This is a genomic window from Paenibacillus sp. FSL P4-0338, from assembly GCF_038002365.1.
GTDB lineage: Bacteria > Bacillota > Bacilli > Paenibacillales > Paenibacillaceae > Paenibacillus_AQ.
The window spans coordinates 4,192,990-4,210,600 of sequence record NZ_JBBOCG010000001.1 but is presented as its reverse complement, the minus strand read 5'-3'; the positions used below and the strand labels follow the sequence as shown (position 1 = coordinate 4,210,600).

The following is a 17,611-nucleotide window of genomic DNA, read 5'->3' as shown; positions in this document are numbered from 1 at the left end:
AGATTGAACGCCTGCCATTAACGCCAAACGGAAAGATCGACCGCAAGCAATTGCCGGAACCCGATCTGAGCCAGATGCAGAGTAGGTACGAAGGCGCGGGTAACGAGACTGAAGAGAAGCTGGCAGAGATCTGGAGCAGGCTGCTGGGCATCGAACAAATCGGCATTCATGATGATTTCTTCGAACTGGGCGGCCATTCACTCAAAGCTGCGCAACTGGTCTCTCAAGTACACAAAGTACTGGGTGCGGACATCAAAGTCAAGGAGGTCTTCGAGCACTCCACGATTCACCGGCTGAGCGGCTGGATCAGTGGCCTGGAACGCAAGGATGACACAGGTACAGGTCTATCCCCAGCACCATACCAGCCCTATTATACAGCCTCTTCTGCAGAGAAACGGATGTATGCCCTGTGGGAGATGGACAAACAGAGTGTAGTCTATAATGTACCGGTGGTTCTGGAGTTTGAAGAGGCGCTGGATGCGGTACGGACTGAAGGAGTCTTGAAGGAAATCGTGCAGCGGCATGAAGTGCTGCACACCCATTTCGGAGTGGTGAACGGAGAAGTGGTCCAGTATATCAATGACAGCTGGAAGCTGGACTTCACCAGCAGGGGAGTGTCTGAGGCAGACGCAGAAGCTGCCATCTGCAGGGCTGTGTCCCCGTTCGACCTGAGCCAGGCACCATTATTAAGAGCCCGGCTGCTCCAATGCGGAGAAGCGAAGTCCATTCTGATCCTGGATATTCATCATATTGTCATGGATGGTATTTCTAGCGGGATATTGATCCACGAATTCAAGGCGCTGTATGAAGGGAAGCTGCTTGAGTCTCCACCATTTCAATTCAAGGATTATTCGGAGTGGCAGAAGCATCTGAACGGGCAAGAGGCTCTGAGCAAAGAGGAGAGCTATTGGCTGGAACGGTTATCCGGAGAGCTGCCGCTACTGAATCTGCAGACAGATAAGGAAAGACCCCGGGTGAAGCAATTCGAGGGAAGCCGGATACACTTTGAGGCAGGAGCGGAGTTAACTGCTGCGTTGCTGCAGGTGGCCCGGGACACGGGGACCACGCTCTACATGGTGCTGCTTGCCGTGTACAATGTGCTGTTATGGAAATATACCGGGCAGGAAGACATCATTGTAGGAACAGTGGAGTCAGGAAGATCACACAGTGAACTCCAGGAAATGATGGGCATGTTCGTAAATACGGTAGCACTGAGAAATTACCCGGCAGGAGACAGAACGTTCCGGGAGTTCCTGGAGGAAATCAAACAGCATACCCTGGCAGACTTCGAGCATGCTGTCTATCCTTATGAGAACCTTTTGGATCTGTTGAATTTACAAAAGGATACCAGCAGAAATCCGTTGTTTGACGTCATGTTTGCTTTTGAGAGCAAAGATTACGGGTTCGCCCAGGGTGAGATTGCTGATGGAATAAAGGTTACAGAGCCGGATTTGAAGGTAGCGATGTTTGACCTGACTTTAACAGCGAAAGAGACTGACGGAAACCTATCCTTTAGTTTAGAATATTCCAGCAGCTTGTTTGACCAGGTTACAGTGGAGCAAATGGGAGAGCACTATAAACGTCTTTTAGCAGAGGCAGTTGTTAACCCGTATCAAGAGCTTGGAAGGCTCGATATGGTTAGGAGTGAAGAGAAACAATTACTGTTAAACGTATTCAATGGTACATCCCGAGACTATTCCAAGGGTAAGACGATTCATGAGTTATTCGAGGAGCAGGTGGAGAGAACTCCAGATCGGTTTGCCGTTGTGTACGGAGATCAGACGCTTACCTATAAAGAGCTTAATGAGCAGGCCAATAGCTTGGCCAGCGTACTTAGAACATACATGCTGGAGAAGGATTCTATCATAGGCATTATGGCGCAGCCTTCACTAAAGATGATAATAGGTGTTATGGGCATTTTGAAGGCCGGAGCGGCGTATCTGCCGATTGATCCGGAGTATCCGGAGGAACGTATAAGATATATGTTACAAGACAGCTGCGCTGCAGTTGTCCTGACTCATCAACAGCCCAACTGGGATGTAGCCGATGGAGTTTCAGTTATTGATCTTGAAGATAGTAATCTGTATAACCGGAAGGTAAGTCATCTGGAGTCCAGAGGTGATGCCAACCATCTGGCTTATGTAATCTACACTTCAGGAACAACGGGAAATCCCAAAGGAGTCATGGTTGAGCATCATGCACTTATTAACTTATGCTCTTGGCATAATGAATATTATAGTGTCACTGAAAAAGATAAAGCTACGAAGTATGCCGGCTTTGGCTTCGATGCATCAGTGTGGGAAATATTCCCTTATCTTATAGCGGGAGCTTCAATCTATATAGTGAACCCGTCCATTATGCTGGATATTGCTGAGCTTAACCGTTTCTATGATGAACAGGGAATCACAATCAGCTTTCTTCCTACGCAGATATGTGAGCAATTTCTGGAGGCGGAGAATAAGTCTCTCCGCAAGCTGCTGACGGGAGCGGATAAGCTTAAGAAATATAGAAGACAGACCTATGACTTAATAAATAATTATGGGCCAACTGAAAACACAGTAGTGACTACGAGCTTTATTGTTGATAGAGACTACAAAAATATACCGATTGGAAAACCTGTTGCAAACACAGATATATATATTCTCGATCCGTATAATATGCTGGTGCCGGTTGGAGTTCCCGGTGAGATGTGTATTTCAGGTGCTTCATTAGCAAGAGGGTATCTAAACAGAGCGGATCTGACCCGGGAGAAGTTTGTGGATAATCCTTATCATCCTGGAACAAAAATGTATAAAACCGGAGATTTGGCTAAATGGCTGCCTGATGGAAACATTCAATATTTAGGAAGAATCGATAATCAGGTGAAAATTAGGGGGTACAGAGTAGAGACAGCCGAAATTGAAAGCAAGTTACAAAATATGAAGGCTATACGTGAGGCAGTCGTTACGGCCAGGACCGATGATTACGGAAACCACTTCCTATGCGCATATATCGTTGCAGATCTGGAACGATCAGCAGCAGAGCTAAAAGAGGAATTAATGAAGGTACTTCCGTCGTATATGATACCTGCTTATATCCTCCAGTTGGATAACATTCCAGTAACTCCGAATGGCAAGGTTGACAGGAACGCGCTGGATAAGATGAAGCTTATGGATTCAACGGTTAGGGAATGGGAAGCACCGAGAACAACTGCAGAAGAAATATTAATTAATGTATGGGAGGATATTCTGAGAGTTGAGCGGATCGGGATTAATGACAATTACTATGATCTGGGCGGCGACTCCATCAAGTCAATTATGCTGGTCTCAAGACTTCAGCAGCATAATCTGCGTCTCGAAGCGAGAAATATCCTGCAGTACCCGACTATAAAAGAATTAAGCAGACATATTCATAACTGTACAACAGAGGTTGATCAAAGACCTGTTGAAGGAGAAGCGGAATTCTCGCCAATTCAGCGTTGGTTCCTGGAATGCAGGTTTACAGAACAAAACCATTTTAACCAATCATTTATGTTTGCAGTCCAGGGCGGGGTAGAGGAAGAAGTGCTGCGTACCGCATTCAGAGAAGTGATTCATCATCATGATGCCCTTCGCATGATATACCCGGCAGGACAAGACGGCATAACACAAATGAATAGAGGAATTGATCAGTCCCCAAATGCTTACAGGCTGGATATCTACGACTTAAGAGAAGATCTGAATTACACGAATACGATAGAGAACTTAGCGAATCAAATCCAGCAGGGAATGAATTTGGAGGAAGGTATCTTAATAAGACTGGGACTATTTAGAACCATGCTTGGCGATCAACTGCTAATCACCATCCACCATATGGTAATAGATGGAGTATCATGGAGAATTCTGCTTGAAGATCTGGAGAACGCATATGGATGTGCTCTACAGGGAAAGGAGATTAAACTGCCGGCAAAAACGGCTTCCTACAGAGAATGGACAAGTAAGCTTGCATCGGTTGCAAATAGCAGAACTATACTGAGGGAGCTCCCGTATTGGGAGAAAATTGAAAATGCACAAGCCACAAAAATCACCAGAGATTATGAGGCCAAAGAAAGCACTTTTGGTGCAAGCCAGGATATTACGATATGTTTTTCAAAAGAAAGCACAGAAAAGCTGCTGAGAAAAACAAATGCTGCCTACAACACACAAATTAATGATCTTTTACTCTGTGCATTGGGGATAGCGGTGAAAAATTGGGCTGGAATCAATCTTGTGTCATTCAATCTTGAAGGCCATGGCCGCGAAGAGCTGGTTGAAGATATTTCTATAGACCGGACTATCGGCTGGTTTACCTCTATGTATCCGGTAGTCCTGGATATGACTCATAGTGATAATATGTCAGCTTGTATAAAGTACACCAAGGAATATTTAAGAGGAATACCCAATAAAGGAACCGGGTATGGGGTACTTAAATATTTGACCAACCCGGAGCTTAAAGGGGGTATCCAGTTTAAACTGAAACCTGATATTAGCTTTAATTACCTGGGTGAGTTCGCTGATCCTGCCGGGCTGGCGACGTTCAGACATTCCGGAATCTCATGCGGCAGGGGTGTCTCTTTAGCTAATCAGAAGCTAAATGCTATAGAAATCAATGGTCTAATTATAGACGGACAATTAAAATTTGTATTTAACTATAGTACAGAAGAATTTAAATATGAGACCATTGAGAGACTTGCCGAAAATTACTTGAAGTATCTAACAGCAGTTATCGAGCATTGTGAAGCCCGTGAGCATACAGAGAAAACTCCGTCGGATTATGGAGATAAGGAATTAACCATGGAGGATCTGGCTGTTATCATCTCTAGTGGAGAACAAGTTGAGAAGATCCACTCGCTTACTCCTATGCAAGAGGGAATGCTCTATCACCTTCTGCTTGATCCTCACTCTCAGGCCTATTTTGAACAGCTTGTATTCACTCTGGAAGGAAGGCTTAATCTGGCTCATTTGCATACAGCCCTCAATAAGCTGATTGAACAACATGAAATTCTGCGGACCGCCTTCTTCTACAAGGAGTTAAGTTATTCCAAGCAGGCCGTAATGAAGGAACGCACGATAAGTGTACATTATGAGGACATTAGCCAGCTTGATGAGAAGGATAAAGACAGGTTCCTGGATCAGTTCAAGAATGAGGATAGAGCCAAAGGCTTTGACTTAACTAACGATTGCCTGGTTCGTGTATCAGTCATCAAAATCAGCCGCCGGAAGTACCAGCTTCTCTACAGCTTCCATCATATTATTATGGACGGCTGGTGCACAGGCTTATTGATGAAAGAGGCGGCAGAAATTTATAACGCGTTATGTTCGTGCCGGGAGGTAATCTTGGATTCAACAGAACCGTACAGCAAGTATCTGAAGTGGTTGGAGCAACAAGATAAAGAAGCGGCATTACACTATTGGGGCCGGTATCTTGAGGGCTATGAGCATGGTGCTGAAATTCCACATTTCCATATGAGCAGGGAGACTGAAGGCTACCGGCAAAGAAAAACCTCCCTTCAGCTTAGCAGGGAAGCAACCTCCAAGCTGAAAGAGGCGGCCGAAAAGAACCGGATAACCTTAAATTCAATTATTCAGGCAGCCTGGGGAGTATTACTGCAAAAATATAACCGTTCAGAGGATGTTGTGTTCGGTACGATTATCTCCGGACGGCAAGCTGGCATTAAAGATATTGATAAGATGGTAGGCTTGTTCATTAATGCAGTGCCGCTAAGAGTGAGAGGAGGGGAAACAACATCATTCCTGGCACTCGCGCAGCAGCTTGAACATGATTTGAATGAAGCTAGTAATTCTTATGGTTATAGCTCACTGGCAGATATACAAGCATTAACCGGCATGAAGGATAAGCTCATTAATCATCTTGTGGTCTATGAAAACTATCCGCTTGAGCATGTGGCAGAAATCGGGGACAGCAGAGCTGTACTTGGTATCACCGGAATCGGGGCATTTGAGCAAACTCATTATGACTTTGGAGTCGTAGTACTCCCTGGCGAACAGTTGACCTTCGAATTCACCTATAACGGTTATATCTACGACGAAGCAATGGTTGAGCTGGTTAGCCGTAATTTAAGCCATATCATCGACAGTATTGCTGCAGACCCCGGCATCAGGCTGGGCGGCATCCGTGGAATTGCGGGTCAGGAGCGAGATAAGATATTAAGCACGTACAATAATACAAATTCAGAATATTTAGTGGATAAAAGCCTGCAGCAGCTTTTTCAGGAGCAAGCCGAGAATTCACCTAATCAGGTGGCAATAGTTTATCAAGGCCGGCAGCTTACTTATAAAGAGTTGAATGAAAAAGCAAATCGTCTGGCTAGAACATTGCTCGGGCAAGGAATAGGACATCATAGTATTTGCGCTTTGCTGCTTGAGCCGTCAGAAAATATGCTGGTAGCGATTTTAGGAGTTTTAAAGGCCGGCAGCTCCTTTTTGCCTATAGATGAGGAGGCACCAGGCACCAGGATCGCTAATATTCTCAAGGATAGCCAGGCAGACCTGCTAATCTCTACCTCGAACCTCATTCAAATGCTGAATGTTGACATTGAATGCCTTGACATTGAGGACGAGAGCTTATTTGCAGGACAGGTAAGCAGCAATCTGCACAGCAGTTATGACTTGAAGGATGAGGTATATGTTATCTATACTTCCGGAACAACAGGGAATCCCAAGGGAGTAAGCATTCTGAATCAATCCTTAGTCAATTACTCCGGTTGGGTTATCCGTGAATTGAACCTTGATTCTTCCAGCAGATCGCTTATTACCTCAAAGTATAGCTTTGATTTATGCTATACCAGTATCTTTCCTGTACTGCTCTGTGGAGGAGTATTGCATATCATTCCAAAAGAAGGCTATCTTAATCCGCCTGCATTATTGAAGTACGTGCAGCAGACAGGGATCAGCTACTTGAAAATGACTCCAAGTTTATTCTCAACACTAATGGATAACGAAGCCGGTTGGAGCTCCTGCAGAGACCTGAAGACAATTATCCTTGGCGGGGAGCGGTTAAATGTTAATCATGTGTTGAAGGTTGCAAAAGAATGTCCTTGGGTGAAATTCATGAATCATTACGGACCAACGGAGAGCACAATTGGCTGCATTGCGCACTACATGGATGTAAGAAATCTTCGTGAGGGTGTGTATAGTCTGATTGGAAGACCCGTCACAAATACAAAGATCTATATAGTTGACTCTGCGCATGAGGTTACTCCGATAGGCGTGCCGGGTGAAATCTGCATCAGCGGTATGGGATTGGCAAAGGGATACTTGCATAATAAGAATCTTACAGAGGAGAAGTTTGTTACTAATCCCTTCCTAGAAGGGACCCGAATGTATAAAACGGGTGACCTCGGGAGAATGCGGCCTGATGGCAGCATCGAATATTTGGGCAGACAAGACCAGCAGATTAAAATTAGAGGATTCCGTATTGAGCTCGGAGAGATTGAACAGCAACTCTTAAAGCAAAAAGCTGTCAAAGAGGCAGTTGTGGTAGACAGAACCGATAAATGGGAAGAAAAGTATCTGTGTGCTTATGTAACAGCAGACACGGAAGTGAAGCTCGCACAGGTAAGAGATGAGTTAGCCAAGGTGCTCCCGTCTTATATGATTCCGGGGTATATGATGCAGATTGAACACCTGCCATTAACGCCAAACGGAAAGATCGACCGCAAGCAATTGCCGGAACCCGATCTGAGCCAGATGCAGAGTAGGTACGAAGGCGCGGGCAACGAGACAGAAGAGAAGCTGGCAGAGATCTGGAGCAGGCTGCTGGGCATCGAACAAATCGGCATTCATGATGATTTCTTCGAACTGGGCGGCCATTCACTCAAAGCTGCGCAGCTGGTCTCTCAAGTACGCAAAGTACTGGGTGCGGACATCAAAGTCAAGGAGGTCTTCGAGCACTCCACGATTCACCGGCTGAGCGGCTGGATCAGTGGCCTGGAACGCAAGGATGACACAGGTATAGGTCTATCCCCAGCACCATACCAGCCCTATTATACAGCCTCTTCTGCAGAGAAACGGATGTATGCCCTGTGGGAGATGGACAAACAGAGTGTAGTCTATAATGTACCGGTGGTTCTGGAGTTTGAAGAGGCGCTGGATGCGGTACGGACTGAAGGAGTCTTGAAGGAAATCGTGCAGCGGCATGAAGTGCTGCGCACCCATTTCGGGGTAGTGTACGGAGAAGTGGTCCAGTATATCAATGACAGCTGGAAGCTGGACTTCACCAGCAGGGGAGTGTCTGAGGCAGACGCAGAAGCTGCCATCTGCAGTGCTGTGTCGCCGTTCGACCTGAGTCAGGCACCATTATTAAGAGCCCGGCTGCTCCAATGCGGAGAAGCGAAGTCCATTCTGATCCTGGATGTTCATCACATTGTCCTGGATGGCACCTCTATTGGAATATTTGTCCGGGAGTTCAAGGCGCTGTATGAAGGGAAGCTGCTTGAGTCTCCGCCATTTCAATATAAGGATTATTCGGAGTGGCAGAACCGTATGAACGGGCAAGAGGCTCTGAGCAGAGATGAGCGCTATTGGCTGGAACGGTTATCCGGAGAGCTGCCGCTACTGAATCTGCGAACAGATAAGGAAAGACCCCGGGTGAAGCAATTCGAGGGAAGCCGGATACACTTCGAGGCAGGAGCGGAGTTAACTGCTGCGCTACTGCAGGTGGCCCGGGACACGGGGACCACGCTCTACATGGTGCTGCTTGCCGTGTACAATGTGCTGTTATGGAAATATACCGGGCAGGAAGACATCATTGTAGGGACAGTGGAGTCAGGAAGATCACACAGTGAACTCCAGGAAATGATGGGCATGTTCGTAAATACGGTAGCACTGAGAAATTACCCGGCAGGAGACAGAACGTTCCGGGAGTTCCTGGAGGAAATCAAACAGTATACCCTGGCAGACTTGGAGCATACGGCTTATCAATTTGAAAAGATAGTTAAAAAGTTGAATCTCAAAAGCGATACCAGCAGAAACCCGCTGTTTGACGTTATGTTTGTGCTGGAAAATCTGGATCACGGGTTAAATGCAGATAACGCTCAGGCCAAGATCAGCCTGATTGAACCGATGGCCGAAGTGGCGAAATTCGATCTAACCTTGACAGCGCAGGAAATGGGCGGAAATCTTAGCTTCAGCTTGGAATATTGCAGCAGATTATTCAACCAAACTACAGTACAGCGGATGGCAGACCATTATATCTGTCTATTGGCCGAAGCCGTTTCTAAGCCGGATCAAGAGCTTGACGGCCTGGACATGCTAAGTCATCAAGAGAAGGACCTGCTGTTGAACGTGTTCAATGGATCACCTTCGGATTATCCGATGAATAGAACCATCCACGAATTGTTCGAGGAGCAGGTGAACCGGACCCCGGCTCAGGTGGCAGTTGTATGTGGCAGCCAGGCGGTAACCTACAAAGAGTTGAACGAACAGGCCAATAGCCTGGCCAGCGTATTAAAAGATAAAGGGGTGGCCTCAGAAGCTATTGTCGGAATCATGGCTGACCGCTCTGTGGAACTGATTATTGCAATTCTTGCTACTCTGAAGGCCGGAGCAGCTTATCTGCCGATTGATCCGGAATACCCGGCAGAGAGAATCAATTATATGTTAACAGACAGCCAAGCAACCGTTCTTTTGTTGCAGCATCATACCGACAGAGATTTATCATATAGCGGGCAATATCTGTATCTGGAGGATAAGTGGTTGTACGGAAGAGAAACTGATAATCCGGCAAGGGCTTGCTCTCCTGAAAATTTAGCTTATGTGATATATACTTCCGGTACAACAGGCACACCTAAGGGAGTAATGGTAGAGCACAGAAATTTAGTGAATTATATTTATTGGGCGGATAAACAGTATGCCGGAGATAAAGAAACTGTATTTCCGCTGTATTCTTCGATCTCATTTGATTTAACAGTGACTTCAATTTATACACCGCTTATATCCGGCAATTCCATCGTCATTTATGAGGGGGAAGATAAAGCTCTGCTTACCAGAACTATAGCTGAAGAGAATAGGGTTAACATTATTAAGTTGACCCCCACACATTTAAGATTACTGGAGGATATGGAATTATCTCAATCGAACATCAGGGCACTGATTGTGGGTGGTGAAGATCTTAAGGTGAAGGTTGCGGAGAAGATACACCACGCATTCGGTGGACATATTGAAATCTATAATGAATACGGACCTACAGAGGCGACAGTGGGCTGCATGATTTATAAATACGATGTTACGCGGGATCAAGGGAACTCGGTTTCTATCGGTATCCCTGCAAACAATACTGAATTGTATATTGTGGGGAATAAGATGCAGCTGCAGCCGATCGGCATCGCCGGAGAATTATGTATTGGCGGCGCCGGGGTGGCACGGGGGTATTGGCAGCAAGAAGCATTGACCGCCCGGAAATTTGTAGATCATCCTTTTAAGGCAGGCCGCAAATTATACAAGACTGGCGATATGGCGAGATGGCTTCCTGACGGTACGGTAGAGTACCTGGGGAGAATGGATAATCAAGTCAAAGTAAGAGGCTACCGGATTGAAACCGGGGAGATCGAGAACAGGCTGTTACAAATACCAGATATCGCAGAAGCTGTTGTGGTAGCTAGAACAGATCAGCAGGGCCATAACTATTTATGTGCTTATGTAGTATCCAATAAAGAGATCATTGCATCGGAAGTCAAAGGAATACTGGCAAAGGAACTCCCGGGGTATATGGTTCCCGGCTTTATTGTTCAGATCTCTACTCTCCCGTTGAGTTCAAATGGAAAGGTTGATATGAAATCCTTGCCAGTAATGGATTTCAATGAATTCCAATCAGATTATTATGCGGCGCCGGAGAATGAACTGGAGGAAATTCTTGTAGATGTATGGCAAAGAGTACTCCGTATGGAGCCTATAGGGACCAATTATAATTATTATGAAATAGGGGGGGACTCTATAAAATCCATCCTTATTGTCTCAGCGTTGAGGGAGCATCATCTGAGGCTCGAAGTGAAGGACTTGATGCAGTATCCCAGTATTAAAGAACTTGCCGCTCATGTTAAATATGATGGTGTGCAGATATCTCAAGAAGCGGTTGAAGGTAACGTGCCATTCCTGCCCATTCAAAAGTGGTTCCTGGAAAGGGAATTTCCACAGGAAAACCATTATAATCAAGCTTTTATGTTCTACAGAAAAGAAGGATTTGACCAAGAGATTGTGAGAAAGACATTTGTGGCTCTTCTGGTCCACCATGATGCCCTAAGAATGATGTACCAGAGAACGCATGAGGGGATGAGGCAAAGGAATCGAAGTGAGAAAGTTGCTGATCATGCTTTTGCCCTGGATGTATATGATCTGAAGGATCAAGATGAGCAAATCGTTATTCCGGCACTATCTGATGAATTGCAAAAGGGGCTTAACCTGGAAGAAGGACTCTTGATTAAACTGGGCCTGTTCCAAACAGATCGGGGAGACCATCTACTTGTAGCTGTTCATCATCTTGTGATTGACGGAGTATCTTGGAGAATTCTGATATCGGATCTGGAATCAGCATACCGTGAGCTTGCTGCCGGAAATGCTCCAAGACTTCCTCTCAAGACTGCTTCCTACAAATCATGGGCGGAAAAGTTAAATGAATATGCCAAAGGAAGAGAAATGCAGAGAGAGGCCAGTTATTGGAAGGGAATTTCCAATATAGATGTAAGTACATTACCCAAGGATTCCGGTAAAGAGCATAGTGGATTTGGCGAACGGATGGAAATCATCCTTAACTTCTCTAAGAAACAAACGGCCAGTCTTGTAAGAAATACTAATACAGCGTATAACACGAATATTAATGACGTTCTATTATGCGCACTGGGGCTTGCTTTCAAGGAGTGGAGAGGAATTGATAAAGTGCTGGTAAGCCTTGAAGGGCACGGCAGAGAAGATATCTTTCAAGAAATGTCCATAGACCGGACCATTGGATGGTTTACTACAATGTATCCAATTGTTCTAGATATGACCAGCAGTGATGATATTGCATTATCCCTCAAAAGCACTAAGGAGATGTTGCGACATATTCCGAATAAAGGTATCGGATATGGAATTTGGAGATACTTGGCGGATGACGGTAAGGAGCTTCGTATTCATGAGCCTGAAGTAAGTTTCAACTATCTTGGTGAGTTTGGAATAGAGGGCGGAAGCGGACTGCTGGAATTCTCGAACCTGTCCTGCGGAGACAGTATTTCAAGTGTTAACCATAAGCATACCGGCATCAGTATTAACGGGCGGATAATGGATGGGCAGTTAAAGCTGTTCTTCAGCTACAGCACTAAGGAATATAAGCATGATACTATGGCGCACTTGGCGGCAGCTTACCGCAGCAGCTTGCTGAGAGTGATAGACCATTGCCAGAATCAGGAGATTACCCGGAGAACACCGTGGGATTATGGAGATCCGGATTTAAGCCTAGAAGACCTTCAAACAATACTCTCATGCGGACAAGAAATTGAGAAGATTCATTCCTTATCACCTATGCAAGAGGGTATGATGTATAGCTCCATCGTGGATGCAGGTTCCAGCACTTATCTGGAACAAAGTGAGTTGAACATTGAAGGCAATCTGAGTGTAGAAATTCTGGAGGTTATCCTAAATGAATTAATCGGTAAATATGAAATTTTAAGAACTGCTTTTTTCTACCGGGATATTAAGAGATTCAAACAAGCGGTGCTCAAAAAGAGAGTGTTGCACGTCGGTTATGAGGATATCACTGACTGGAGCATACCAGAGCAGAGCCGCTATGTCGAACAGCTTGTATTGGAGGATAGAAGTAAACCTTTTGACCTTGAACAAGACGCCCTTCTCCGGGTTGCTGTTCTTAAGACAAATGTAAATGAGTTCAGACTCCTGTACAGTTTCCATCACATCATTATGGACGGCTGGAGCACAGCTATTATATTGCAGGAGGTGATAGCCCGGTATAAAGCGCAAATTCAAAAAGCTGAACGGATTCAAGAGAAGGCTGTTCCTTACAGCGATTACTTGAATTGGCTTGATCGTCAGGACAAAGAGGTGGCATTGGAATACTGGCAATCCTATTTAGCGGCATATGAGCCGGTAACGGCGATACCTGAACTGCAGCATCAGGACAAGGGCTTCAGGCATCAGCAGGAACGAAGCTCATTAGACGCGGTAACAACGGCCAAACTGAAACGTCTTGCTGATAACAACGCTATAACGTTAAGTTCAATTGTCCAAACTGCGTGGGGAGTAGTCCTGCAAAAATACAGTAATACCAATGATATGGTATTCGGTTCTGTCGTATCGGGCAGACCTGGTGACGTTAAAGGGATTGAACAGATCGTCGGCTTATGTATCAACACCGTACCTGTTCGGGTCGCTGGGGGAAGCCAGTCATCCTTTATTGCTCTGGCCAAGAAGCTGAATATGGATTTCATTCATGCCAATGCCTTCAGCTATTGCCAGTTAGCAGAAATTCAGACTCTATCCTCTAAGAGGAATAATCTGATTAATCATGTAGTGGTCTATGAGAATTATCCTATCGACCAAAGTCTGAATGAAATTCAGAAGTCTGAGGGACAAGAGGTGGAAATAACCGGAGCAGCGGGATTTGAGCAAACGAATTACGATTTGGAGATTCTGATTGCTCCCGGCCATACGCTGCAGATTAAGATTACCTATAATGCTTATACGTACAGCAGGGATGTTATAAATGCCCTAATGGACAATCTGATCTATGTACTAAGCTGTGCGGCGTCTGATCCGGAGCAACTGGTTGAGCATATTGATATGGTGAATGGCTGCGAAAGAAATAAGTTGTTGCATGAGCTTAATAACACCACGACAGCTTATGCCCAAGAGAAGACCATCACCCAGTTGTTTGAAGAGCAAGCCGTACGGACACCAGATGCTATTGCATTGGAATTCCATGACACATGTATGACGTACAGTGAGCTGAATCGAAGAGCGAATCAACTGGCAAGGATCTTACAGAAGAATAATATTAAGAACAATGTTATTGTCCCAATTATGGTGAAAAGATCTTGTAATCTGCTGGTTGGCATACTCGGAATACTAAAAGCGGGAGGGGGATATTTGCCTCTGGATACTGACTATCCGGTAGATAGAATTACCTATATGCTTCAGGACAGCCAGGCTGGTCTGTTGCTGACGGAGAGAGGTCTGGCCGATTCCTTGGGCTTCAATGAAGCGGTCACCATTCTCGATATTGACTCAAGGCAGATACAGGACGAGGATGATTCCAATCTTCAGGGGATGTATAACTCCGAGGATTTGGCATATGTACTCTATACTTCAGGTTCTACCGGCAGACCAAAGGGGGTTGCAATAGAACATAGGGCGCTTCACAACTTCATTGAAGGTATTTATGATCGAATAAGCTTTACAGAAGATACATCCATTCTCTCGGTAACAACATGCTCCTTTGATATTTTCGGCTTAGAGACCCTATTGCCTCTAACACGAGGGCTAAAGGTGGTTATTGCCAGTGAAGATGAGCAGAAGGATCCTTACCGGCTAAATCAGCTTATTTTGGATTCAGACGTCAATACCATTCAATTAACTCCATCGAGGCTGAGGCTGATGCTAAACTGCAGTAATACAGCGGAAAGCTTCCGGAAGTTGAAGCTGCTGATGATTGGCGGAGAATCATTTCCTAAGGATTTGCTGATCCGGCTGAAAGAATTAACGAATGCCAGAATCTACAATATGTATGGGCCTACTGAAACTACAATTTGGTCCGCAGTAAAAGAATTAACTCATGAGGCTACGGTCAATGTCGGAAAACCGATAGCGAATACCCGGTTTTACATTGTGGATCAAGCTGGCCACATCTTGCCGGGGGGTGTTGCGGGTGAACTATGCATAGCCGGTGACGGGGTAGCGAGAGGATACCTGCACAATGAAGAACTAACGGCTGCCAAATTCGTGGACAATCCGTTCATTCCAGGCACCAAGATGTATAGAACAGGAGATATGGCATGCTGGCTGCCCAATGGGGATATGGATGTGATCGGCAGATTGGATAATCAGGTCAAAATTGGCGGTTACCGGATTGAACTGGAGGAGATTGAAAGTGTGGCAGCCGGTCACGAAAAGGTCGGGCAATGCGTGGTCACCGGATATCCTAATGCATTTGGTTCACAGGATCTAGTGCTCTATTTCGTAGCCTCAGAGAGACTGATCATATCAGAGCTGGCAGAGTATTTATCGGCTCTTTTGCCTAAGTATATGATGCCGCAGATTTACATTCAGATTGATGAGATTCCGTTGACCGCGAATGGGAAAATTAATCTTAAAGCATTGCCTGAGCCTGAACACGTACGTCCAGCCTTGCGGGATGACTATGAAGAAGCGGTTACAGAGCTTCAAAAAGAAATTCAGCATATTTGGTCCTCCATTCTTAATATGGAGAAGGTCGGCATTGATGATCATTTCTTCGAGTTAGGCGGTAATTCTCTAAAAATTGTGGCTATGTATAACGAACTGCAGAAGCTGTTCCCGGATCAAATTCAAATTACTGATCTGTTCTCCTATCCGACGATCAACAAGCTGGCTGGATACATTGAGCATCAGTTTGCCTTTGCTGAGACCGCTGCTGCTATTGAGGCGGAAGGCATGGCAATTGAATGGCCGGCAGAATATTTAGCTGATGAGACTGACCCTGATGATGGTCCGTTTCCGAGATTCAGCATTGGAGGAGAGGCATATACCGAATGGGTGAAGGTATGTACCGGGAACCAGTACGAATTCATTGATCTTCTGCTGGCCGGCTATATGTTCCTCTTATCCGACATCTGCCAAAGAGAACGGCTTGCTGTAAAGTTCTCTGATCCGGCTGAGGGGGTACACGGCTGGATTGAGATAGATATCACCGGAATAGATAATTTTCATGAGATTGTAAACCTGGTGAAGAATCAGCATATACACCTGCGGGAGGACATCGGGGCTGCTGCAGAGAGTGGACAAGAGCCGTCTGGAACCGGAACGGACAACAGGTTCGTCCCATTATTCGCATGGGGGATTGCCAGTAATCCGCCTATGGACCATGGACGGACAGACTTGATGCTTGAAGTCACTGAGAAAGTTGGTGAACTTGAAATTGTAGGCAGCTATAACCGCAGTAAGCTTAAACAGAGTAAGATGTTCGAGCTGTTCAATCAATATATGAAATTGCTGCAGGTCCTTACTGAAAGCGATAAGTGTTCTTCAGACAGAGTAGAAATATGAAGCACAGGCTGGAATGTGAAAAGTTTCTCATATCAAAAAAATTTTAAACAGATTGGAGAAAATATAATGTCGAAAATAGCGTTTCTCTTCTCAGGCCAGGGTTCCCAGTACGTGGGCATGGGCAAAAGCCTTTACGATACCTTTGATATTGTTAAAAAAACCTATGCTGAAGCAAGTGAGGTTTTGGGATTTGATCTGGGCAGGCTCTCTTTTGAAGGCAGTTCAAGTGAGTTGTCCCAGACAGAGAATACCCAGCCAGCCATACTGGCACTTAGTATCGCCCAGTACCGGGTCTATATGATGGAAGCTGATGAACGGCCCTATTATTTAGCCGGTCATAGCTTAGGTGAATATACAGCTCTGGCAGCCGCAGGAGCAATTGAATTTGCAGATGCCGTCAAGCTGGTCAGAGCCAGGGGCTTGTACATGAAAGAAGCTGCAGAATCTGGAACAGGGGCTATGGCGGCAATCAGGGAGGTGGAAGAAAGCGTTATTGAGCGGGAATGCAGAACACTCTCTTCCCGCGGCATGACGATATGTATTTCCAATTACAACGGAAATAAAGACATTGTGGTCTCAGGAGAGGCTCAAGCGGTTGAATGTCTTATTGAAATCCTAAAGAATCAAGGCGCGCAAATCTTTAAGCTTAATGTCAGTGCCGCGTTCCACTCTCCAATCATGGAACCGGCGGCCAAAAAGTTGAACTATGAATTAGGCAATTATAATTTCAATCCGCCTAAGTATCAGGTGATATCCAATGTGACCGCGCTGCCGTATAAGGATGAACAACAGATCAAAGGAACTCTCACACAGCAGATCGTGAATCCGGTGAACTGGTATGCAACAATGAAATATTTAGAACAGAACGGGGTGGAGACGGCCATTGAATTTGGTCCCAAAGCCACATTAAGAAATCTGATTAGAAACAACACAACGGGGATCACTGCTTACAGCTATGACAAACCGGAAGATCTTAGCGAAATAAACAAGGGGCCCGTTCCAGCAGCGAAAGGAGACCATAATACATCAAGGACATTCTCTCTAATCTCCCGCAGCCTTGGAATTTCTGTGGCGACCAAAAATAATAATTGGGATAACGATGAATATTTCCATGGCGTTATTGAGCCATATGAACGGATTTCGAAGCTTCAGGCTGAACTGGAGGAAACGGGGAAACAACCTACAGTAGAACAAATGTATCAGGCAGTAGATATGCTGAGATCTGTCTTCCAAACGAAGAAAACTCCGATGAAAGAGAGAAGCGAAAGGTTTAACCAGTTGTTTCAGGAGACGAACACCCAACAATACTTTGAAAATTTCAGTGTATAACACAGACAACCCGGCAGGTCACAATTCCGCATATAACG

Annotated in this window: 3 protein-coding genes; 2 read left to right on the top strand and 1 reads right to left on the bottom strand. The window is 45.4% G+C overall.

Going from position 1 to position 17,611, the window contains the following annotated elements; translation table 11 throughout:
- Nucleotides 1-17 precede the first annotated feature (17 nt).
- Nucleotides 18-197: a hypothetical protein gene (locus MKZ07_RS18380; protein ID WP_341028097.1), complete on the bottom strand. Its 180-nt coding sequence runs from the start codon at nucleotides 195-197 to the stop codon at nucleotides 18-20.
- On the opposite strand from MKZ07_RS18380, the gene MKZ07_RS18375 reads away from it, so the two are divergent.
- Both MKZ07_RS18375 and fabD read left to right on the top strand, forming a co-directional pair.
- Nucleotides 120-16,244 (top strand): amino acid adenylation domain-containing protein, encoded by a 16,125-nt coding sequence (locus tag MKZ07_RS18375; RefSeq protein WP_341028044.1) that lies wholly within the window; start codon nucleotides 120-122, stop codon nucleotides 16,242-16,244. The two genes, MKZ07_RS18380 and MKZ07_RS18375, sit on opposite strands and share 78 nt — an antisense overlap.
- Nucleotides 16,245-16,310: 66 nt before the next feature.
- Nucleotides 16,311-17,573, top strand: a complete 1,263-nt coding sequence (fabD, locus tag MKZ07_RS18370; protein WP_341027037.1) for an ACP S-malonyltransferase — start codon at nucleotides 16,311-16,313, stop codon at nucleotides 17,571-17,573.
- Nucleotides 17,574-17,611: the final 38 nt, after the last annotated feature.